Below are 20,860 nucleotides of genomic sequence, written 5' to 3'. Positions count from 1 at the left end.
CATTGAATCTGAAATCAAATGTGAAAGTTCGTTTTGCTTATTGATTTAGTGAATTGTTTTTATCCTGTATATTACACTGGTGAATGGGGTGCATGGGTTGTACCCGGCTAATGATCTGTATTGTGTCCTGGAGCTGTTCATGGATATTTCCCGCATTGATCTCAACCTACTGGTTTATCTTGATGTTTTGCTTAGGGAGCGCAATGTAACCAAGTCTGCAAACCATCTTGGCATTACTCAGCCTGCTATGAGTAACAGCCTGCGTCGGTTGCGGGATTTGTTCGGTGATCCGTTGTTGGTTAGAACCAGTGAGGGCATGACGGCCACAGAGCGTGCCCGTGAACTGCAACCGCTGGTGCGCAGTATCCTTTCAGACATTGAGCAAGCGGTGCAGGAAAAAACACCGTTTGCGGCGTTGGAAAGCCAGCGGGTGTTTCGCATTATGGCCAGTGACTATGCCGAGTCCTGCCTGATGCCCAGGGTTTTGCGGAGAATCCGGCAAGAGGCTCCCCATGTAACCCTGGATGTGCTGACCCCAAGTGATGTGAGCTTTTTGGATGTGGAGCAGGGGCGCCTTGATATGGCGATTAACCGCTTCGATAAAATCCCCCAGTCGTTTCACCAGAAGACGCTTTGGATCGAATATTTTGCCTGCCTGATGAACGCCCGCAACCCCATATTGAAAGAGCCGTTCACACTGGATACCTACCTGGGTGCCAGCCATATATGGGTTAGCAAAACCGGCTTCGGCGTGGGTGTTGGGGTAAACCCCAAAGATGTGCAGCGCCTTGGCTGGGTGGATGAGGCCTTGTCCAGAATGGGAAGCCAGCGACAGATTTCGGTGTTTACCCGGCACTATCAGTCGGCCATGCTGTTGGCGGAACAGCACGATTTGATTGCCACGCTACCCTCCCGGGCAGCCTGGCTGCAAAAAGACAATGCTAACCTGGTGGTGAAGATACCCCCCTTCGAGATTCCGCCGTTTGAGTTGAAAATGGCATGGAGCCCGCTATTGCAACACAACTCCGACCACCAATGGCTGCGCAGGCTTATTTCAGATGTGGCAGAAGAGGTTGATGTGGAATTTGCGCCTTTTGGTGCCCGCTTTGAATCTGTAGACACACCTTTGGCGCATCAGTCACAGCGGTAGTTCGCGCAACTCAAGCGAACTGCGCCCTGCGTCCCACATGCGCTGGAATTTTTCCGACAGCCGTTTTACCCGGCCGCTGTCGGCGAACCCGGCAAACCCTGTAGGCCGGGTAAAGTCATGCCGGTACACCATGCCTTGCCGGTCTGCGAGCATAAAAGGCTGATCTTCGTGGGGGTAATCAGTGTTGATCAGTCTCAGCTCAATACGGCTGGGGAGCCTTCGCATGAGTTCCACCAACTGATGGCGGCGCTTTATTAGCGGCTGATCGTCATGAATCAGCAGCCGGATCTCGCTAAGCCTGTGACGACGTGCAAGGCTGGATACCAACTCTATGAATCTTTGGCGATCGTAAAAGTCGTGCGCCAGTATTCGGTCATACAGCCATAGCCGTTGACCTGTTTGGCCCAACATGGAATCCATCAGATTAAGCATGCTGCTTTCGTTTTCGAAGAGCCAAGACTGTGTGTCTTCGCCCAGCAGCATCGGGCGTGATCTGTCAGCGCCGGCCTGGGCGTTAAGTAGCGCAGGAGCAAGGCAGCGCATGTCTAAATGGGGAATACCTGCGTCTTCGTAAGGTTCTGAGCACACATGGAATCCGGCACGCTGATAGAAGGCTACGGCGTGTTGCTGAGCCGAGAGCTTCAGTTCCTGGTACTGCCCGGCGGCTTCGGCAATGAGGTACTGCAGCATAGCCTCGCCTATGCCTTGGCCGCGGAATTCCGGCAGAATGGCCATGCGCCCAATGTGGCCGGTTTCACCCAGTGTTGAGAACAGCCGGGCCACACCCACAGGGGTATTGTCGGGGAGTACCGCGAGAAAGTGATCGGCAATTTCGTCGGTATCGTCCCATTCCAGCTCAGGGGGGACTTTTTGCTCATCAACGAATACTTTATGACGGATGCTCCGGATAGGCTCAGGAGCAAGCGGCCAGCTGTATTTTCGGATTCGAACGGTCATGGCATTACTCGAAATATATAGAGCCCTGGTTGTACAGATTTGTTAGCAGACCAAGCAGGGCCGGGTCGTCCGTATACTGAACCAGCGCGCTCATATTTATGTGGGCGCCGGCACACAGCAAGGGTGCCAGTGGGCGAGCTTCTCCCTTGAGCAAAAACTGCTCTCCGTCTGCAAACAGAGCGGTTTGGTCGCCCTCTTCATGATAGGCAAAGCGGGAGCCTTCGTTCCAGCGCAGGTGCTCGCCAGCCCGTACGGCCTCGGCAAAATCTTCATCCGATGCGGGCTCATCTGCGGGCGCCACAACATCCATGCTCTTCGGTGCCGTGGCGTATTGGCCAAACCATAGGGCCAACTGGCGTTTGTCCTGGAGCTTCTCGGCTAAAACAGCCTGCAGCCGGTCAATAACCTCAGGTGCGATGGTGCCGGGATTATTCTGAACCTGAAGATCCGGATCATTCAGGTGATTGGCAGCGTCTGGTTGATTGCACAAGAAATCCGTAAACCCGGTAAGAAGATCGTCGATGGTGGGCGCACGGAAGCCTACGGATAAGGTAATGCAGTCGTCTTCAGCTACGCCGTGATGGCCAATGCCCGGTGGCAGGTACAGCATATCGCCGGGGCCGAGAGTAACGGTTTCTTCGCCTTCCCAACTACTGAGTATCCGCAGTGGCGTGCCTTCTACTCGCGGGGAGGTGGGGTTGCAATGGCCGCCAAACGTCCAGCGACGGTGTCCCTGTGCCTGTAATAAGAACACATCATACTGGTCGTAGTGAGGCCCAACGCTGCCTCCTTTCGGGGCGTAGCTTGCCATGATGTCATCAAGGCGCCAGTTGGGTACAAATCGGAAGTGTTCGAGCAGATCTGCTATTTCAGGAATCCAGTGATCAAGCCCTTGTACCAACAAGGTCCAGTCCTGTTTAGGAAGCTGGCTGAAGCGTTCTTCAGAAAAAGGGCCGTTGTGCAGTTGCCAGGGCTTGCCGTTCTCATTCTCGATAACGATGCGAGATTCCACGCCTTCTTCACAGGCAAGGCCAGCAAGTTCATCGCCATCAACAGGGCACTGAAACCCAGGAAACGCCTGGCGGATGACCATTGGCTTTTTTTGCCAGTAATCCTTCAAAAACTCGGAAGGTGAAAGTCCGCCAAGCATATCCATGGGTGTGCGTCCTCAATTCAAATGTTGCGGGCTTGATCAACCGCGTTGCCAATGTAGTTGCCCGGTGTCAGGGCCATTAGTTCGGCCTTCGCGCTATCGGGCATCTCTAGGCTTTCAACAAAGCTTCTGATGACTTCTGGTGACATGGCTTTGCCGCGAGTCAGTGCCTTGAGCTTTTCATAGGGCTTCTCAATGTTGTACCGGCGCATCACGGTTTGGATTGGCTCAGCAAGCACTTCCCAGGCTTTGTCCAGATCTTCATCTAAACGCGCTGGGTTGATTTCCAGTTTGCTTAGCCCCTTCAGAGTGGCCTCGTAGGCGATCAAACTGTGGGCGAAACCTACGCCCAGGTTGCGCAGCACCGTGGAGTCGGTCAGGTCGCGCTGCCAGCGTGAAATCGGCAGCTTGGCAGAAAGGTGGCCAAGTAGTGCGTTGGCAATGCCCAGGTTGCCTTCGGAGTTTTCAAAATCGATCGGGTTAACCTTGTGGGGCATGGTGGAGGAGCCCACTTCGCCTTCAATGGTTTTCTGCTTGAAGTAGCCCAGGGAAATATAACCCCAAATATCCCGGTCCAGGTCGATCAAAATGGTATTGAAACGGGCAACGGCGTCGTACAGCTCCGCGATGTAGTCGTGGGGCTCAATTTGCGTGGTGTACGGGTTGAAATCGAGGCCCAGGCTTTCAATAAAGGCTTTGGCGTTGGCTGCCCAATCTATGGCTGGGTAAGCGGAGATGTGGGCGTTGTAGTTGCCTACAGCACCGTTGATCTTGCCTAAAATCTCAATGTTACGGACCTGCTTGATTTGCCGATGCAGGCGGAACACCACGTTTGCGAACTCTTTGCCAACGGTGGTGGGTGAGGCTGTCTGCCCGTGGGTCCGGGACAACATGGGCTGTTCTGCGTGTTCTTGCGAAAGCTCAGCCAGTTTGTCGGCAACCCGGCTCATTGCAGGCAGTAGGCCGTTATCTAAGCCCTCACGAAGCATCAACCCGTGGGAGAGGTTGTTGATATCCTCTGAGGTGCACGCAAAGTGAACAAACTCGGTTACCGCGTGAAGCTCCGGAACGTCGACAATTTTTTCTTTGATAAAATACTCAACGGCTTTTACATCGTGGTTTGTGGTGCGTTCAATTTCTTTGATACGCCCCGCATCCTGCAGGCTGAACTCGCTGATCAGTTTATCAAGGAATGCGTTTGCCTCTGAGCTGAATGCTGGCACTTCGATAATTTCGGGATGTGCCGCCAATTGCTGCAGCCAACGGACTTCGACCGTTACGCGGTTCCTGATCAGGCCATACTCACTGAAAATGTCACGAAAAACGCTGACTTTGCTGCCATAGCGTCCATCGACCGGGGAAATGGCAGTCAGGGCGTTGAGTTCCATCGAAAACCTCTCAAATGATCAAAGAATAGGGTCAGAAAAAGGGAGGCACCATAATACACCAGCACAGCCGGTGAATCAGTGGTGCCGAGTCAGTTAGGAAACGAGTCGTTGGCTTTTTTTGCAAGCTCTCGGGCGTGCTCAATCACCTTGCGGCGGGAAAGCACCAGCTGCCAGCGCCGGCCTCCGCTTTGGCGCCAGAGCACCGCCGAGCGAATCCCTGCAAGCAGGAGCGCCCGTACCTTGGCGGCATTCTCGTCTCGCTGCAGTAGTGAGGGGTTGCCACTCACCTTAATCCTCAGGCGGAAGGTGCTGATGGTATCTGTGTAAATTGAAGCCAGGTTGCTGATCAGATTGCTGTGGATATAACCGAAATGGCTGGCGGTGTGCCTGGCCTGGTCAATACGGCTGCCAATTACCTGCAGCATGTCGTTATGCCGGTTAAGCTTGGACTCTAGCTGAATCAGATTCAGCACGTAGCGCAGTACTTCTATGTCCTGCTGTTTGCTCTGTTCACTCAGCACGGTGGAGAGCGTGAGCAACCCTTCTCGTATATCCGCTAATTCACCACCGTATACATCCAACGTGTTGGCCGGGTCGGTTGCGAACAGTGAGCGCAAGCAGGTTTCCAGGCTGGATTCGTTGCAGCTTCCGTTATTGGCGATTTGCTGAACTAGGTTGGCTGCTTGGAATACCCCTGCTAGTGCGAGGGTTTGGTCATGGATTGACTGGCTCATTGGGAAGCCTCCTGTGGGCCGGCTTGGGAAAGCCGATCGGGGAGGGCCTCGTCGTCGCGCCAAGTCTCAGTGATCACGCCGCCGCCCAAGCAAATTTCGCCGTCATAAAAAACCACAGATTGTCCTGGAGTCACTGCCCGTTGGGCGTCATCAAAAACCACTTTTACACCGCCTTCAATTGCTGTCACTTCGCAATCTTGATCCGGCTGTCGGTAGCGGGTTTTGGCTTTACATCGAAAAGACCGCGCCGGCGCTTCTGCGGCCACCCAATCAACCGGGCCAGATAGCAGCCCTCGGGAAAACAACAGCGGGTGATGTTTTCCTTGAACGGCGGTTAGTACGTTACGGGTTAAATCCTTTTCAGCTACGTACCAAGGGTCATCCCCAAAGTCGCTGAGCCCACCAATTCCCAGACCCTGGCGCTGGCCGATGGTGTGATACATCAACCCCTGGTGTTTGCCGATCTTTTTTCCGTCTGGTGTTTCGATATCACCCGGTTGTGCCGGCAGATACTGTTTTAGGAAGTCGCTGAATTTGCGCTCACCAATAAAGCAGATACCGGTGGAGTCTTTTTTGTCGTGGGTGACAAAGTTCTGTTGCTCGGCAATTCGGCGCACCTCTGGCTTTTCCAGCTCGCCCACGGGGAACAGTGTGCGGGCGATGCGATCGCCAGACACGGCATGCAGGAAGTAGCTCTGATCCTTGTTGCCATCCAGGCCTTTTAGCAACTGAGCTTTGCCAGAGCCGTCGGCAATCGGGCGCTGGCGAGTGTAATGCCCGGTGGCGATATAATCTGCACCCAGTGTGACGGCGTAGTCGAGGAAAGCCCGAAACTTCACTTCTTTGTTGCACAGAATGTCCGGGTTAGGAGTGCGCCCCGCCTGATATTCAGAAAGGAAGTGCTCGAAGACGCGATCCCAGTATTCAGCGGCAAAGCTGGCGGTGTGTAGTTTAATACCAATGGCATCGGCAACCGCTTGGGCATCGGCGAGGTCGGTCATAGCGGTGCAGTATTCGGTACCGTCGTCTTCGTCCCAGTTTTTCATGAACAGGCCTTCGACCTGGTACCCCTGATCCTTGAGTAACCAAGCAGCAACCGACGAATCGACACCGCCGGACATGCCGACGATTACGTGGGTGTTTTCCTGAGAAAGGGTTTCGGACGATGGATTTGTCATGACAGCTCTAGGCACCGGTGCAAAACGCGGGAGTCTACCATTTTGCGCCGGTTACGTCTGCGAGTCTGTGATCACATCCAGTGGATAGCAGCGGCCGTTTCGGTAATCTTCTATGCTTTTGATCACCAGCGGGCTGCGCAGTTTGTCGCCTAGCTGTCGGATGTCTTCCAGGGATAGCCAGTGCGCTGCAATGATCCCGACGTCGAGCTCATCGGTTACTTGTTGGCGGGCCTTTCCTATGAAACAGAAGCGGTAGTAGGTTACGCCGTTTGTCGGTGCCTTATAGGTGTACAAGCCCAGAAAGTGTTCCGGCTCTATATCCCAACCGGTTTCTTCCAGAGCTTCGCGTTTTACAGCGTCCAGGATGGCTTCGTCTTCTTCAACGTGCCCGGCAGGCTGATTGAATACAATCCTCCCACTACTGCGCTCCTCGACCATCAAGAACCGGCCATGCGCATCTTCAACCACCACGGCTACGGTGGCGTGAGGTGTCCAGGTCATGATCTTTGGGTTCTCCGTGGCGTTTTGGCGGATCGGGCGCGCGTCGGCCGCTTTCCGGGTTGTGGAGTTGCAGGCAGGTTGATGGAAGTTTTCCGGTATGTGCCCGGCTCAAGCCCTTCCAGCGACCAGTCGCCGATACGATAGCGGATCAACCGCAACGTTGGAAACCCAACGGCAGCCGTCATCCGGCGCACCTGCCTGTTTCGTCCTTCAGTTATGGTGAGTTCCAGCCAGCTGGTGGGGACTGTGTCGCGCCGGCGCACCGGCGGAACTCGGGGCCACAGCTTCGGCTCCTCCATTTTGCGGGCTTTTGCAGGTCGGGTGCGGCCGTCCTTAAGGGCTACGCCGGCACAAAGCGCTTCTATGGCGCTTACAGACACACTGCCTTCTACCTGAACCCAATATGTTTTGGCCATCTTTAGGGCGGGGGACGCTATACGATGCTGCAAGGGCCCGTCACTGGTTAGTAGAAGAAGGCCCTCGGAATCGTAATCTAAGCGCCCAGCAGGGTAGATGCCTGGTATACCAACCCAGTCAGCCAGAGTTGAGCGGGGCTTCTGCCCGGCGGATGTAGGCTCATCCGTAAACTGGCTGAGCACCTGGAAAGGCTTATTAAAAAGGATGAGTTCAGCCATGGGGCCGGCTCCCGAGCAAGGGAAGTAGAATCAGAGGGAAGAGTACGTAGAAAAAGAGACGTTTGAAAGCACGAAACAAACCCTATGCCGCGCACAGAGCATGTGTGGGCAGAAACCTGCCGGATCTATCCGGCAGGAGGGCTTAGTCTATGTGCGGCCTGCCTAGTATGTGCTTTAGGCGTTCGCAGCGCGGGGAGGGTAGTCTCCGCGATCCGCTTCCTCAGTGCCGGCAGAGTCTTCAGAGGGTTCTGAGGCGTCCGCCTGGGTTTCGGCCTGTCCGCCCGCCTCCTCATCGGGTACGATGTTGATGGCATGCACACCCTTGTCGCTGGGCTTTTTATCGAAACTGACTGCCTGGCCCGCTTTCAACGTCTTGTAACCGTCCATTTGGACTGATGAAAAGTGGGCGAATAGATCGTCACTGCTGCCATCCTCTATGATGAAACCGTAGCCCTTGGCATTGTTGAACCACTTTACCTTGCCCCTTGGCATGATGAACTCCCCTGTTCTTTTGCTGTCACTTGTTGTTGTTCATTTCACTGACTGGCTCAGCTTCTGCGTTTTGCCAATATCAGTTACAAGAATTACTCATGTATTAACATTATTTTACACTGCAGGTTAACTTTCGGCGAAACCCGGAGTCGAGTCAATAGTTTCTATTGCTGTATTGTGTGGTTGAACGCAGTCCGGAAGCGGTATCATGTACGTATTGATAACTAATCCATCCCCAGGTCGGGATCTGACTTGAAAACCTGGGGCCTGATAACCACATTAATAAAAGGCACCGAGAACCGGTAAAGAATGATGCGGACTATCGAAAATTCTCTACTAGTATTAAATCAGGGGGAGGATGAACAGCCGGGTCGTCACGACGACCTCAGTGTTGCTCCTGAAAAGCCTGCCCTGAAACGCCCGTCGCAATTCCGGGTGATGCTGTTGAATGATGATTACACGCCCATGGATTTTGTTGTGGAAGTGTTGATGACATTTTTCGGAATGAATGAAGAAAAGGCGACACAGGTGATGCTGCTCGTCCATACTCAAGGTAAAGCGATATGCGGGGTTTACACCCGAGACATCGCTGAAACAAAGGCAGCGCAGGTGAACCAGTATTCCTCTGAATGCGATCATCCGCTCCTTTGCGAGATTGAATGTGCAGATTGATAGACGGCGGGGTGGCCCATGCTGAGCAAAGATCTTGAAATTACGCTGAATACGGCCTTCAAAAGTGCCCGCGACAAGCGTCATGAATTCATGACCGTGGAACATTTACTGCTTGCTCTGTTGGAGAATGAGTCTGCAGTGGGTGTTCTCAAAGCCTGCGGAGCAGATCTCAAACAACTCCATGATGAGCTGGTCGAGTTTGTGGATTCTACAACGCCACTGATTCCGAGTAGTGATGACGAGCGAGAGACCCAGCCAACACTTGGGTTTCAGAGAGTGCTGCAGCGCGCTGTGTTTCATGTGCAATCTTCCGGCAAGAAAGAAGTGACTGGTGCCAATGTGCTGGTAGCTATTTTCAGTGAGCAGGAAAGCCAGGCTGTGTATGTGCTCAAGAAACAGAGTGTTGCGCGTATCGATGTGGTCAACTTCGTGTCCCATGGGATTTCCCGTGTTCAGGGCGCTGAAGAACAGGACGGCAACGAGCAAGCCTCCCAAGAGGAAGCTGGTGAGGAGGGCGGGCAATCTAAACCGCTGGAAGCTTACGCAACCAACCTGAATGAGCAGGCCCGTCAGGGGCGAATTGATCCGTTGATCGGTCGCGAACATGAGGTTGAGCGTGTGGTGCAGATTCTTGTGCGCCGACGCAAAAACAACCCTCTGCTGGTTGGTGAGGCCGGTGTTGGTAAAACCGCCATTGCAGAAGGGCTGGCTAAGCGCATAGTCGATGGCCAGGTACCGGATATCATTTCCGATGGCGTGGTGTACTCACTAGATCTTGGCGCCCTGTTGGCCGGAACCAAGTACCGTGGTGACTTCGAGAAGCGCCTGAAAGCACTGCTCGCAGCGCTGAAAAAAGAGCCGCACGCGATTCTGTTCATCGATGAAATTCATACCATTATTGGTGCAGGCTCTGCATCTGGTGGGGTGATGGATGCCTCGAATCTGCTCAAGCCAATGCTGGGTTCTGGCGAGATCCGTTGTATTGGTTCAACCACTTATCAGGAATTCCGGGGCATCTTCGAGAAAGACAGTGCACTGGCCCGTCGCTTCCAGAAAATTGATGTGAACGAGCCCAGTGTTGAAGACACCTACCAGATACTCAAAGGGTTGAAGCCGAACTTTGAAAAGCACCATGATCTGAAATATACAGATCAAGCCCTGCGCGTGGCTGCGGAACTGGCGGATCGGTACATTACGGATCGCCACCTTCCGGATAAAGCCATCGATGTAATTGATGAAGCCGGTGCACGACAGCGCTTGATGCCAGAGGGTAAGCGCCTAGACACGGTGGGTGTGCCAGAGATCGAAGATGTGGTTGCCAAAATTGCCCGTATTCCGCCCAAGAACGTTTCCACTAGCGACAAAGATCTGCTGCGGAATCTGGAGCGTGATCTGAAGATGGTGGTGTTTGGGCAGGATCCCGCAATTGAGTCCCTGTCTACTGCCATTAAGCTGGCTCGTGCCGGCCTGAAAGCGCCAGAGAAGCCAGAAGGTTCTTTCTTGTTTGCTGGGCCTACGGGCGTCGGTAAAACAGAAGTGACCAAGCAACTAGCCAAGGCGCTTGGGGTTGAGCTGGTTCGGTTCGATATGTCGGAGTACATGGAGCGCCATACGGTCTCGCGCCTGATTGGCGCACCACCTGGCTATGTCGGCTATGACCAGGGTGGCTTGCTCACAGAGTCTGTGAATAAGCACCCACACTGCGTGTTGCTGCTGGACGAAATAGAGAAAGCGCACCCGGAAGTGTTTAACCTGCTTCTTCAGGTTATGGATCATGGCACCTTAACGGATAACAACGGTCGCAAGGCCGATTTCCGGCATGTGATTCTGGTGATGACCACCAACGCCGGTGCGGAGAGCATGGCTCGCCGCTCGATCGGTTTCAGCGAGCAGGATCACAGCTCCGATGGTATGGAAATCATCAGTAAGACCTTCACGCCGGAATTCCGAAACCGTTTGGATAGTATTATTCAGTTCGGTGACCTGCAGAAGAGCACCATCACCTTTGTGGTAGACAAGTTCCTTACCGAATTGCAGGCGCAACTGGATGAGAAGCATGTGGTGTTGCATGTGGACGACGCAGTTAAATCCTGGCTGGCGGATAAGGGTTACGATGTGACCATGGGCGCTCGCCCGATGTCGCGTCTGATTCAGGACAAGATCAAGCGTCCGCTTGCGGAGCAGATTTTGTTTGGTGAGTTATCCGAGAAAGGTGGGGATGTGTTCATCCATCTCAAGGATGATGAGTTGGTGTTTGACTATGAGGATGAGCCTGCAGAAGCTGTTTAAGCCAGCTGTTAGGCGGGCAAGGAACGCCGCCCACAAAAAAACCGCTGCAGTGATGCAGCGGTTTTTTTGTGCTTATGCGACGTCGCCTTAGCGGGCGCGGTACACAATTCGGCCTTTGCTCAGATCGTAAGGCGTTAACTCAACCTTGACCTTGTCGCCAGTCAGGATGCGGATATAGTTTTTACGCATCTTGCCGGAGATGTGAGCAGTAACAACATGACCGTTACTCAGCTCAACCCGGAACATTGTGTTTGGAAGGGTATCAAGAATAACGCCTTCCATTTCAATAGCATCTGTCTTCGCCATTCAGTAAAAACCTCTATTGGGAATACTTTCCGTAATTTTAAATTGCGCAATTCTGCCTGATTTATCGGCGTTTGGCAAAGTGTGTAAGCAAGCACCCATGAAAAACATCGCCTGATTGCCCTTTACCAAGGCGGCTACCACGGCACGAAGCGCTAAGAGGCGTGTATTGCTTGCCACTGACCGTCTTGCAATGCTTCTATCGGCTTGAAGCGGGTTTTGTAATTCATCTTCTGGCACTGTTTTATCCAGTAGCCCAAATATAGGTGAGGCAAGTCACGCCGGCGGGTTTCTTGGATTTGCCACAGCACGGCGAAGGTACCCAAGCTTCTGTGCTCCAGGGCCGGATCGAACACGGTGTATATGGCGGAAAGCCCATCATCTAGTGCATCTACGGCGGCTAGCGCCACCAGCTCTCCATCTTTGCGCATTTCCAGAAACAGAGAGTTTGTGGCTCCCTCTACGAGAAACGAGGTGAACTGTTCCCGCGAGGGTGGGTACATGTCGCCGTCTTTGTGTCTCAATTCTACATAGTTGGCGTACAACTGATAATAGCTTTCGCTGAATGTTGTGGGTACCAGTGCGCACTCAAGGTCGCTATTTTTTTTCATGACCCGACGCTGGCTGCGATCCGGGCGGAAGTCATTTACGTTCAACCGTACGGGAATGCAGGCATTGCATGCTTCGCAATGGGGTCGATAATAATGGGATCCACTGCGCCGGAAGCCCAACGATGTGAGTTGGCTATACAGTTTTTTGTCGATGTTGGCTCGTGGATCAACAAACATGGTTGTTGCTTCGCGATCCGGTAGGTAGCTGCAATCGTGGGCCGGGGTTGCGAAGAATACCAGGGTTCTGAGACTACTCATTCATGCCTCCGGCCCGAGCCATTGCCAGTGGAGTGTCCAGTCGGGCTGATTCGGTTTTCGGTCTGCGTATGTACCGATTATAGATAAAAACTCGCTTCTGGGTAGAGTTTGTGCGCCCATGCTGATTAAGTGGTCGCTCTCTACTTGGCAGTCTATTATTCGGTACCCCCAGTCTTGCAGTTGGTGGGCAAGGTGAACCATCAGCACTTTGGAGGCATTGGTTTCCAGCGAGAACATGGATTCGCCAAAAAAGCATTGCCCAATAGCAAGCCCGTACATGCCTCCTGCCAGTTCGCCCTTTTGGTTCCACACTTCGATGGAGTGGGCAGCGCCTTGCCGGTGCAGTTCTGAGTAACTGGCGATCATATCGTCGGTTATCCAAGTACCTTCGCTGCGGGTGGAGGCGCATAGGCGGATGATGCGGCCGAAAGCTTGGTTGGTGGTTACTCGGAACCGGCGCTGGTTAAGGGTTTTGCGCAGGCTGCGGGATACGTGGATGTCTTCTGGAAACAGTACGCACCTGGGGTCTGGAGACCACCAGAGTATGGGTTGGTCGTCGCTGTACCAGGGGAATATACCGCTGCGATACGCGAGGATTAGACGTTCTGTGGATAGGTCGCCGCCCAGTGCAAGAAGGCCATCGGGATCATCGAGAGCTTCTTCGGCTGGGGGGAACCAAAGTTGGTCAGGGTCTAGCCAGGGTAGTGAGGTCATTCGCTACAACTTGGGAGTGTCGGTGGGTGGGGCCGGCCCCACCCACCTCATCGACTTATGAGTTACCTGGTCCAGCATAACTCAATCAGTTTTAATCCTGCTGATCCAGAAACTTTTCAGCATCCAAAGCCGCCATGCAACCAAAGCCGGCGGAGGTCACGGCTTGGCGGTAAACGTGGTCGGCAACGTCGCCGGCGGCGAATACGCCTGGGATGCTGGCTTGGGTGGCCATGCCTTCTAAGCCAGACTGAATCTTGATGTAACCGTTTGCCATGTTCAATTGGCCTTCGAACAAGCTGGTATTGGGCTTGTGTCCGATAGCGATGAAAACGCCTGCAAGGTCAAGATCCTGTGTGGCGCCGTCTTTCATGCTTTTGATGCGCATGCCGGTTACGCCGGTGCCGTCGCCCAAGACTTCATCCAGAGTGTGATCCCAGACAATGTTGATGTTGCCGTTTTCGGCTTTTTCGAAAAGTTTGTCCTGCAGGATTTTCTCGGCGCGCAGGCTGTCACGGCGGTGAACCAGGGTAACTTCTGCCGCGATGTTGGAGAGGTACAGGGCTTCTTCCACGGCGGTGTTGCCGCCGCCGATAACCGCAACCTTCTGCTTTTTGTAAAAGAAACCGTCACAGGTGGCACAGGCAGATACGCCTTGGCCTTTAAAGCGTTCTTCGGACTCCAGGCCCAGGTACATGGCGGTTGCACCGGTGGCGATAATCAGGGAATCACAGGTGTACTCGCCACCGTCGCCTTTTAGGCGGAAAGGGCGGCTGTGCAGGTCAGCTTCGTTGATCGTGTCGTAAACGATGCTGGTTTCAAAACGCTCGGCGTGTTTGAGCATTCGCTGCATGAGCTCTGGGCCTTGAACGCCATCGTTGTCGCCCGGCCAGTTGTCTACGTCGGTGGTGGTGGTGAGCTGGCCACCGACTTCAATGCCGGTTATCAGTGTTGGGTTCAGGTTTGCCCTGGCTGCATAGACAGCCGCTGTGTACCCAGCGGGGCCGGAGCCGAGGATGATTAACCGGGAATGTTTGCTTTCGCTCATGGGTGTCTCTCACTAAAACGGTACGTGTCAGGCTCTTTTAGAGCCGGCAATACGAGGAAGATGGAAAGGCTACCACGAATGCGGCGGGCTTCCATTTGTTTTGGCCAATACGGCTGATAAAGCGTCGCTATTTACCCCAACACAGAAACGGTGGTTAGCAGCTGTCGCACACGCTCTGCACTTTTCCCAGATTCGCCCTGTTCAAGCCGGTGCTCGGCAATCGCCGGGAACACAGCTTGAATGTCGTCGGGCAGGGCGTGCTGTCGGCCTTGCATCAGAGCCCAGGCCTTTGTGGCTCTCAGCAATCCAAGCCCCGCTCTTGGCGATAAACCGTATAGCAATCCGGGCATTCGGCGGCTTTGTTCAAGCAGGCGCTGGATATAGTCCAGTAGGGCTGGGCTTGCGGTCACGCGGCTCACTTCATCTTGCAGCTTTGCTAGGTCGGCTTCTGAAAGCAGGGTGTTGAGCCGGTCGGTCATTGCCCGGCGATCCTCGCCTTCTAGCAGTTCTCTCTCGGCCCTGGGATCAGGATAGCCAAGGCGTATGCGCATCAAAAACCGGTCGAGTTGGGATTCTGGCAAGGGGTAGGTGCCACCCTGTTCGGTCGGGTTCTGTGTGGCAATCACGAAAAACGGGTGTGGTAATGGACGGGTCTCGCCTTCAATGGACACTTGGCGTTCTTCCATGGCTTCAAGTAGGGCACTTTGGGTTCGTGGTGACGCCCGATTGATCTCATCCGCCAGTACAACCTGAGCGAATATTGGCCCCTGGTGGAACACCAAGCTGCCTGCCTGTTTGTCGTACATGGAATAGCCTAGTACGTCTGCGGGCAGCAGGTCGTTGGTAAATTGAATGCGTTGGTAGCTAAGCCCCATGGCTTTGGCCAAGGCGTGGGATAGGGTGGTTTTGCCCATGCCGGGGATGTCTTCGATCAGCAGGTGGCCGCTTGCAAGTAAGCCGCAAAGGGCCAAGCGCACCTGGTGATCCTTGCCAAGGAGAATCTGATTGAGCTCGGTAATTACGGTGTCTACCAGCTTTTTCATACCGGGTTTAATCCCTCACTCTTTTAAGAATATCGCCGTAGGCGTCTATGCGCCGGTCTCTGAAGTACGGCCAGATGCGGCGAATCGATTCACTGCGATGGCGATCGATGGTCACGCTCAGAATACACTCGGCGGTGTCGTCAGCCCGGGCTAGAAATTCACCCTGTGGACCGCAGATGAAGCTGTTGCCCCAAAATTGGATACCACTGGTTTGTCCCAAAGGATCTGGCTCTGTACCCACCCGGTTGGGTGCCACCACTGGTAGGTTGTTGGCTATAGCGTGCCCACGCTGAACCGTTACCCAGGCATCTAATTGGCGGGCCTGCTCATCTGGGTCATCGGTCGTGTCCCAGCCGATGGCGGTGGGGTAGATCAGTATCTCGGCACCGGCTAGGGCCATCAACCGGGCGGCTTCTGGATACCATTGATCCCAGCATACAAGAACTCCCAGCTTGCCTGCCGAGGTCTCGATGGGTGAAAACCCGTTTCGGCCGTCGTTGAACTGCGCATCGCCAGGGGTGAAATAGAACTTCTCATAGAAGCCCGGGTCGTCCGGAATGTGCATTTTTCGGTACAGGCCGGCAATAGAACCGTCACTTTCGATAACCACAGCGGTGTTGTGATAAACGCCGTTCATGCGTCGCTCAAAAATGGAGCCAACAATGACGATACTTAGTTCCCTGGCCAGATTGGAAAGCCGTTCGCTGGTAGGGCCGGGGATGGGCTCGGCCAGGTCGAAGATGCTGGTATCCTCGGTTTGGCAAAAATACTGGGTTGCGTGCAGTTCCTGCAGAACAATCAGTTCAGCGCCGCCTGCGTTGGCTTCGCGAACAAGCATTTCAGTGGTTGCCAAGCTGGCCGCCTTGTCTTTACTGCAAGCTTGCTGAATAGCGGCGACTGCGAGTTGGTTTGAAGGTTGGCGTTTGCCTAGGTTTTGGCTCATGTCGTGACGACTCCTTCCGGAATCTGCATGGTAACGCAATGCAGGCTGCCATGCTGTTTCACCAAGGCTCGACAATTGATTGGGATAATCTCCCGGTCGGGGAAAATCTCCGTGAGAATGCGAGTGGCGTACTTATCCTGCGGTACATCATAAACCGGCAGAAGGACTGCGCCATCGATGATCAGGAAGTTGGCGTAAGTGGCCGGAAGCCGTTCGCCCTCATCGCCGAATACCGGGTCTGGCCAAGGCAATGCGGTTAGCTTGTAAGGAGATCCATCCCGTTGGCGGAACTCCTTAAGGTCTTCTTCCATGGCGGCCAAGGCGCTGTAATGCTCATCAGCTACGTCTGGGCAGGCTACATAGCAGATATGATCCGTGGCGCAAAACCGGGCCAGCGTATCTATGTGGCTGTCGGTGTCGTCCCCTGCCAAATAGCCGTGGTTGAGCCAGAGGATGCGATCTGTGCCGAGCATTTCAGACAGCAGCTGCTCTATGGCACCTCGATCCATGGACGCATTGCGTGTGGGGGTTAGAAGACACTCGCTGGTCGCGAGTAACGTGCCTTCGCCATCTGATTCGATGGAGCCGCCTTCCAGTACAAAGTCCACCGCCTGCATCTGGGTGGTTCCAAATACTCCATAGTTGGCGAGATGACGGTTGAGCGCGTCATCTTTTTCCCAAGGGAATTTGCCGCCCCAAGCATTGAAACGAAAATCCAACAGGGTGGGTATTTCATCTGTGAATACGGTAATCGGGCCATGGTCGCGGGTCCAGGTGTCGTTTGACGGTGCAGGTACCGCACGCACACGTCCCGGTAGGCCTTGTTGATCGGCCCAGGCATTAAGCTCGCGCTCAAGATCCTGCAATCGAATAACGTGTTCGCAGCTGATAATCAGATGTTCAAAACGGAGAACCGAGCGGGCGATTTCAAGGAATACCGGCTCTACCTCGTCAATAATCCCTGCCCAGTCAGTACCTGGGTGAGGCCAGGTAAGTACTACGGCGCTTTGGGGTGCCCATTCAGCTGGCAACACGCGTCGGAATGTCACTTTACAATCACCTTAAAAGTGCAAAAGCCGCCATTCTAACCAAAGGGCGGCGTATCGTCAGGGTGTGTGCCCGGACGCACCGGGCGGAAAACGCTTGCTTTGATGGTCTCAGCGTTGGCGTGTCAGTACCGAGTGGATAACTCGATTTTTTTCGAAATAAACCACAAACTTGCCATAGTGCCACTGGCTGATGGGAGGCTGCCCAACAGCGGTATCAATTGAGTCTGGTTGCCCCCACGCGGATTGCACGGAAGCTTGTGTCATTCCCATGCTGGGCATGTTTTGCTGGCTCCTATCTGCTTGGCTGCCTACTGGCACGCGAAGATCTTCGGCAAGTGCGCCAGAAGCAGGGACGAGAGTGAGGAATAATGCCGTTGCCAGTGTACCAGCCAGGGCTCGCTTTATTGTCATTGATGGATCTCCATTAATACGGGGCCTCCGGTAAGCACTCCGAAGACATGGATAAAACGTAATATCCGAGAATTGGGGGCAAAAGTCACATGTTTTCGCCAGTCTACTCGTTTTGCCGTTGGCGAATCTGCCACCGCATCACATGCCGCGTGATTTGCTGGCGGTCGCCATCTTGTATCCGGATAAAACCGGTATGAACCCTTACTCCGCCTGTTCCGTCAGCCTGTACGTCTAGCACCTGTGCAACGGCTCGGGGCTGAAAAAGCTCTGGTGGCAGGGTCATGCGAATAGCAAGCCTGTCGCCAGTCTGCCATGCTTGCGGACTCGCGGAAAAGGCTAGGCCGCCCTCACTGAGAGTAACGTCTTGCCAGTCGTCTGGTTGCAAGGGATTTTGCTGAAAGGCCATAATGCGCGCAAGCGAGTCCAGCTTGCCGTTCAAGGACTTTACCACGCCTGTAAGCAGGCGGTCCTGATCCGCAAGGCTGGCTAGCTGAGATTTGATGTCCTGATCCAGACGCCTGAATTCAGCTTTCAGGGTCTCTAGGTGATCGTCATTAAAAGGATTCTCGTCGAGCCCGCCTGAGGGCGGCAGCTTACGGACATCCAGGCCAATCCGGTCTTCAATGCGGAAAAACTCCCTACGTTCAGGTAGGTACTCTGCCTATTCGGGCGGTGTGTCTTGAGTGTGCATTCGGGGCTCCGCGAATAAGGATATCAGCCAGTAGTGTCAGTAATGTCACTATTAAAAGTTTAGCAGTTTCCCGCAGCGCTGAAAGGCCGGCGGGAATTCCAGACCACGATCGACCTGAAGGTAGCGACAGGCACCTCTCCATGTTCAGACCCTTATCGTTTTCTATCGGCTTGCGGTATACCGCAGCCAAAAGGCGCAACCACTTTATTTCTTTTATTTCTCTTACCTCCATGATCGGCCTGATGCTTGGCGTTGCTGTGCTGATCATCGTGTTATCCGTCATGAACGGTTTCGATCGTGAGCTTAAGCAGAGAATCCTAGGCATGGTGCCCCATGCCATTATCCAGGGCAGCGGGCCGCTGGATGACTGGGAGTCTGTGGATGCTCAGGTGCAGAAGCACCCTCGGGTGTTGGCTGCCGCTCCGTTTATTCAGGGGCAGGGCATGGTCACCGGTGGTGGTGATGTGCGAGGGGTTATGCTCAACGGCATACTGCCTGAGGAGGAGCGCTCGGTCTCAATCATTGAAGATCACATGATTGAAGGTCACCTGGATGATTTGGTCTCAGGTGAGTTTGGCATCATCGTGGGCCGTACCATGGCCTCCAGCCTGCGCTTGCAACTGGGGGATAAAGTAACCGTGGTGCTACCCGAAGCCTCGGTAACGCCCGCCGGGGTGCTGCCGCGTCTTAAGCGATTCACGGTAAAAGGCATTTTCAGTGTTGGTGCTGAGCTAGACGGCAATTACACCCTTATTCACATGGATGATGCATCTAAGCTCATGCGCACTGGCGGGAAAGCTGAAGGCGTGCGGCTACTGGTTGATGACCTGTTTGCAGCGCCCAAGGTTGCAGAGGAGGCAGCCAAAGGCTTGTCTGGCCGTTATTATATTTCGGATTGGACCCGCACCCACGGCAACTTGTTCCAAGCAATTCGCATGGAAAAAACCATGATTGGCTTGCTGCTGATGTTTATTGTGGCGGTCGCTGCTTTCAACATTGTGTCAACGTTGGTGATGGTGGTGACCGACAAAACTGCGGATATCGCGATTTTGCGCACCATGGGTGCAACACCTGGGCGCATTATGCGAATTTTCATCGTTCAAGGTGCGGTTATCGGTGTTTTCGGAACCCTGATTGGCACGGCTCTTGGCGTTGTGGGTGCGCTTAATATCAGTGCATTTATTTCTTGGCTGGAAGGTGCGCTTGGGCAGAAGTTTCTGAGTGCCGATGTGTATTTTATCAGCTATTTGCCTTCCCAGTTGCAGTGGCAGGATGTGGCCATTATTAGTGGCGCGGGCCTTGCTATGAGCTTGCTGGCGACCATTTATCCGGCGTGGAGAGCGTCACGAGTGGATCCTGCGGAGGCTCTTCGTTATGAATAAGGAAAGTGAAGGCATGAAGGATGTACCCCTGGTGATCGACTGTCGACAGGTCACCCGGACCTACACTCAAGGGCCGGAAAAACTGACTATCTTCTCTGATATCTCTCTGGAAGTTACAGCGGGTGAAACTGTAGCCATTGTGGGTAGCAGTGGCGCGGGTAAAACCACATTGCTGAACCTTCTTGGTGGGCTGGATAAGCCGTCAACGGGGCAGATCTCGATATGTGGCAAGGATATCCATCGTTTATCCGAGGCGGGTCGTGCGCACTTTCGTAACCGTCATCTTGGCTTCGTTTACCAATTTCATCATCTATTGCCGGAATTTACTGCGCTGGAGAATGTCATGATGCCTGGCGCTCTTGGTGGCATGGCGATCGCAGATGCACGCGCGAAAGCGCAGACGATCTTGCAGCGGGTTGGGCTTGGCGAGCGTTTGGCTCATAAACCTGGTGAGCTATCAGGCGGTGAGCGTCAGCGAGTTGCCATTGCCCGAGCGCTGGTTAACGAGCCTGATTGTGTGTTGATGGATGAGCCCACTGGTAACCTCGATGAACATACGGGGGAGGGTGTTCGAGCGCTTATCGAGTCTTTGCGGGATCAGTTTGGGATTGCGTTTGTCATGGTTACTCATGATATGAAAATGGCGCGGAGCCTCGGGCGGGTTCTAAGGCTAGAGCAAGGTCGGCTAGTTCAGGAGGCCTGATCACGGGCGCGCCGGAGTTCCTTGCGGGCTCGACGGCGCGTTTGCCACTCCGAGCGGATTTTTCGGCGCCACAAGAACTGTATACCTAGGTAAGCCACGCAGGCAGAAAGTGTGGCAACCATCAGTGAGCCGAGATAAAGGGGGATGCCGATATCCAGCAGGCGCTCGCTTATCCAAGGCCACGACAATTGGAAGTCGAAGCTCAGAACCGGCCGGTTAAGGGCCCAAGCTCCTACCTTGTAGTTGAAGTAAAACATGGGCGGCATGGTAATCGGGTTACTGATCCATACCAGCACCACAGATAGCGGCAGGTTGGCGTTAAACCAGATGGCAAAGAATGCTGCAGCAACCATTTGGAACGGCATTGGGATGAAGCAGAAAAACACACCGATCAGAAACGCCCGTGCAACACTGTGACGATTGATGTGCCATAGGTTTGGTTCATTTAAGATATCGCCAAGAAATCCAAGCGACTGCATCGCTTGCACCTTCTCAGGTGATGGCAGATAACGTTTTATGAACTTCTTTGGCATTAGGAAGCTCTACCTTCAAGTAGAC

General features: G+C 54.0%; 23 protein-coding genes. 5 read left to right on the top strand and 18 right to left on the bottom strand.

Annotated features, from left to right (window positions below; genetic code table 11):
* The first annotated feature begins 139 nt into the window (after nucleotides 1-139).
* Complete coding sequence (locus ACTH3S_RS02490; protein ID WP_441807441.1) at nucleotides 140-1,150, top strand: LysR family transcriptional regulator; 1,011 nt, start codon at nucleotides 140-142, stop codon at nucleotides 1,148-1,150.
* Here the strand turns inward: ACTH3S_RS02490 and ACTH3S_RS02485 are convergent.
* The 8 genes from ACTH3S_RS02485 to ACTH3S_RS02450 all read right to left on the bottom strand — a co-directional run bounded on the left by ACTH3S_RS02485 (nucleotide 1,139) and on the right by ACTH3S_RS02450 (nucleotide 8,188).
* Nucleotides 1,139-2,107 (bottom strand): GNAT family N-acetyltransferase, encoded by a 969-nt coding sequence (locus tag ACTH3S_RS02485; RefSeq protein WP_441807440.1) that lies wholly within the window; start codon nucleotides 2,105-2,107, stop codon nucleotides 1,139-1,141. The genes ACTH3S_RS02490 and ACTH3S_RS02485 overlap by 12 nt on opposite strands.
* Nucleotides 2,108-2,111: 4 nt before the next feature.
* Nucleotides 2,112-3,263: a ribosomal protein uL16 3-hydroxylase gene (locus tag ACTH3S_RS02480; RefSeq protein WP_441807439.1), complete on the bottom strand. Its 1,152-nt coding sequence runs from the start codon at nucleotides 3,261-3,263 to the stop codon at nucleotides 2,112-2,114.
* Between the two features lie 17 nt (nucleotides 3,264-3,280).
* Nucleotides 3,281-4,648, bottom strand: coding sequence for an adenylosuccinate lyase (gene purB, locus ACTH3S_RS02475; protein WP_441807438.1), 1,368 nt, complete (start codon nucleotides 4,646-4,648; stop codon nucleotides 3,281-3,283).
* 89 nt (nucleotides 4,649-4,737) lie between these two features.
* The gene (gene hflD / locus ACTH3S_RS02470) at nucleotides 4,738-5,382 is read right to left on the bottom strand and encodes a high frequency lysogenization protein HflD (protein WP_441807437.1); all 645 of its coding nucleotides are present in this window, start codon (nucleotides 5,380-5,382) and stop codon (nucleotides 4,738-4,740) included.
* Nucleotides 5,379-6,560 (bottom strand): tRNA 2-thiouridine(34) synthase MnmA, encoded by a 1,182-nt coding sequence (gene mnmA, locus ACTH3S_RS02465; RefSeq protein ID WP_441807436.1) that lies wholly within the window; start codon nucleotides 6,558-6,560, stop codon nucleotides 5,379-5,381. The genes hflD and mnmA overlap by 4 nt, the downstream gene beginning before the upstream one ends.
* 51 nt (nucleotides 6,561-6,611) lie before the next feature.
* A complete protein-coding gene (locus tag ACTH3S_RS02460; RefSeq protein ID WP_441807435.1) occupies nucleotides 6,612-7,061 on the bottom strand; it encodes an NUDIX hydrolase in 450 nt (149 codons plus the stop codon).
* Nucleotides 7,058-7,696 (bottom strand): pseudouridine synthase, encoded by a 639-nt coding sequence (locus ACTH3S_RS02455; RefSeq protein ID WP_441807434.1) that lies wholly within the window; start codon nucleotides 7,694-7,696, stop codon nucleotides 7,058-7,060. Before ACTH3S_RS02455 ends, ACTH3S_RS02460 begins: the two co-directional genes overlap by 4 nt.
* A 174-nt stretch (nucleotides 7,697-7,870) precedes the next feature.
* Entirely contained in the window at nucleotides 7,871-8,188 is a 318-nt protein-coding gene (locus ACTH3S_RS02450; protein ID WP_441807433.1) for a cold shock domain-containing protein, read from the bottom strand.
* Nucleotides 8,189-8,500: 312 nt separating this feature from the next.
* Between ACTH3S_RS02450 and clpS the strand changes: the two genes are divergently transcribed.
* On the top strand, nucleotides 8,501-8,860 hold the full coding sequence (gene clpS / locus ACTH3S_RS02445) for an ATP-dependent Clp protease adapter ClpS (RefSeq protein ID WP_441807465.1): 360 nt from the start codon (nucleotides 8,501-8,503) through the stop codon (nucleotides 8,858-8,860).
* An 18-nt stretch (nucleotides 8,861-8,878) separates the two neighbouring features.
* Nucleotides 8,879-11,149: an ATP-dependent Clp protease ATP-binding subunit ClpA gene (clpA, locus tag ACTH3S_RS02440; protein ID WP_441807432.1), complete on the top strand. Its 2,271-nt coding sequence runs from the start codon at nucleotides 8,879-8,881 to the stop codon at nucleotides 11,147-11,149.
* An 87-nt stretch (nucleotides 11,150-11,236) separates the two neighbouring features.
* Here the strand turns inward: clpA and infA are convergent, their stop codons facing one another.
* The 9 genes from infA to ACTH3S_RS02395 all read right to left on the bottom strand — a co-directional run bounded on the left by infA (nucleotide 11,237) and on the right by ACTH3S_RS02395 (nucleotide 17,977).
* Nucleotides 11,237-11,455 (bottom strand): translation initiation factor IF-1, encoded by a 219-nt coding sequence (infA, locus tag ACTH3S_RS02435; RefSeq protein WP_071263575.1) that lies wholly within the window; start codon nucleotides 11,453-11,455, stop codon nucleotides 11,237-11,239.
* A 152-nt stretch (nucleotides 11,456-11,607) separates the two neighbouring features.
* Nucleotides 11,608-12,321: an arginyltransferase gene (locus ACTH3S_RS02430; protein WP_441807431.1), complete on the bottom strand. Its 714-nt coding sequence runs from the start codon at nucleotides 12,319-12,321 to the stop codon at nucleotides 11,608-11,610.
* Nucleotides 12,322-13,035 (bottom strand): leucyl/phenylalanyl-tRNA--protein transferase, encoded by a 714-nt coding sequence (gene aat / locus ACTH3S_RS02425; protein WP_441807430.1) that lies wholly within the window; start codon nucleotides 13,033-13,035, stop codon nucleotides 12,322-12,324. It abuts the gene before it with no gap.
* A 91-nt stretch (nucleotides 13,036-13,126) separates the two neighbouring features.
* Nucleotides 13,127-14,080, bottom strand: coding sequence for a thioredoxin-disulfide reductase (trxB, locus tag ACTH3S_RS02420; RefSeq protein ID WP_441807429.1), 954 nt, complete (start codon nucleotides 14,078-14,080; stop codon nucleotides 13,127-13,129).
* Nucleotides 14,081-14,211: 131 nt separating this feature from the next.
* On the bottom strand, nucleotides 14,212-15,123 hold the full coding sequence (locus ACTH3S_RS02415) for an AAA family ATPase (RefSeq protein WP_441807428.1): 912 nt from the start codon (nucleotides 15,121-15,123) through the stop codon (nucleotides 14,212-14,214).
* 7 nt (nucleotides 15,124-15,130) lie between these two features.
* Nucleotides 15,131-16,066, bottom strand: coding sequence for a carbon-nitrogen hydrolase (locus ACTH3S_RS02410; protein ID WP_441807427.1), 936 nt, complete (start codon nucleotides 16,064-16,066; stop codon nucleotides 15,131-15,133).
* Nucleotides 16,063-17,115 carry an agmatine deiminase family protein gene (locus ACTH3S_RS02405; RefSeq protein ID WP_441807426.1) on the bottom strand — a complete coding sequence of 351 codons (1,053 nt, stop codon included), beginning with the start codon at nucleotides 17,113-17,115 and terminating at the stop codon, nucleotides 16,063-16,065. The genes ACTH3S_RS02410 and ACTH3S_RS02405 overlap by 4 nt, the downstream gene beginning before the upstream one ends.
* Nucleotides 17,116-17,223: 108 nt before the next feature.
* On the bottom strand, nucleotides 17,224-17,526 hold the full coding sequence (locus tag ACTH3S_RS02400; protein ID WP_441807425.1) for a hypothetical protein: 303 nt from the start codon (nucleotides 17,524-17,526) through the stop codon (nucleotides 17,224-17,226).
* Between the two features lie 103 nt (nucleotides 17,527-17,629).
* Nucleotides 17,630-17,977, bottom strand: a complete 348-nt coding sequence (locus tag ACTH3S_RS02395; RefSeq protein ID WP_441807424.1) for a PilZ domain-containing protein — start codon at nucleotides 17,975-17,977, stop codon at nucleotides 17,630-17,632.
* Nucleotides 17,978-18,357: 380 nt separating this feature from the next.
* Here ACTH3S_RS02395 and ACTH3S_RS02390 point away from each other — a divergent pair, with 380 nt between their 5' ends.
* Nucleotides 18,358-19,599 carry a lipoprotein-releasing ABC transporter permease subunit gene (locus tag ACTH3S_RS02390; protein WP_441807423.1) on the top strand — a complete coding sequence of 414 codons (1,242 nt, stop codon included), beginning with the start codon at nucleotides 18,358-18,360 and terminating at the stop codon, nucleotides 19,597-19,599.
* Nucleotides 19,592-20,302 (top strand): ABC transporter ATP-binding protein, encoded by a 711-nt coding sequence (locus tag ACTH3S_RS02385; protein ID WP_441807422.1) that lies wholly within the window; start codon nucleotides 19,592-19,594, stop codon nucleotides 20,300-20,302. The genes ACTH3S_RS02390 and ACTH3S_RS02385 overlap by 8 nt, the downstream gene beginning before the upstream one ends.
* On the opposite strand, the gene ACTH3S_RS02380 is transcribed toward ACTH3S_RS02385, so the two are convergent.
* Nucleotides 20,290-20,835, bottom strand: coding sequence for a DUF2062 domain-containing protein (locus ACTH3S_RS02380; protein WP_441807421.1), 546 nt, complete (start codon nucleotides 20,833-20,835; stop codon nucleotides 20,290-20,292). The two genes, ACTH3S_RS02385 and ACTH3S_RS02380, sit on opposite strands and share 13 nt — an antisense overlap.
* Between the last annotated feature and the right edge of the window lie 25 nt (nucleotides 20,836-20,860).

This window comes from Marinobacter sp., from assembly GCF_052094685.1.
Lineage (GTDB): Bacteria > Pseudomonadota > Gammaproteobacteria > Pseudomonadales > Oleiphilaceae > Marinobacter.
This window is presented reverse-complemented; position numbering and strand designations above follow the sequence as displayed.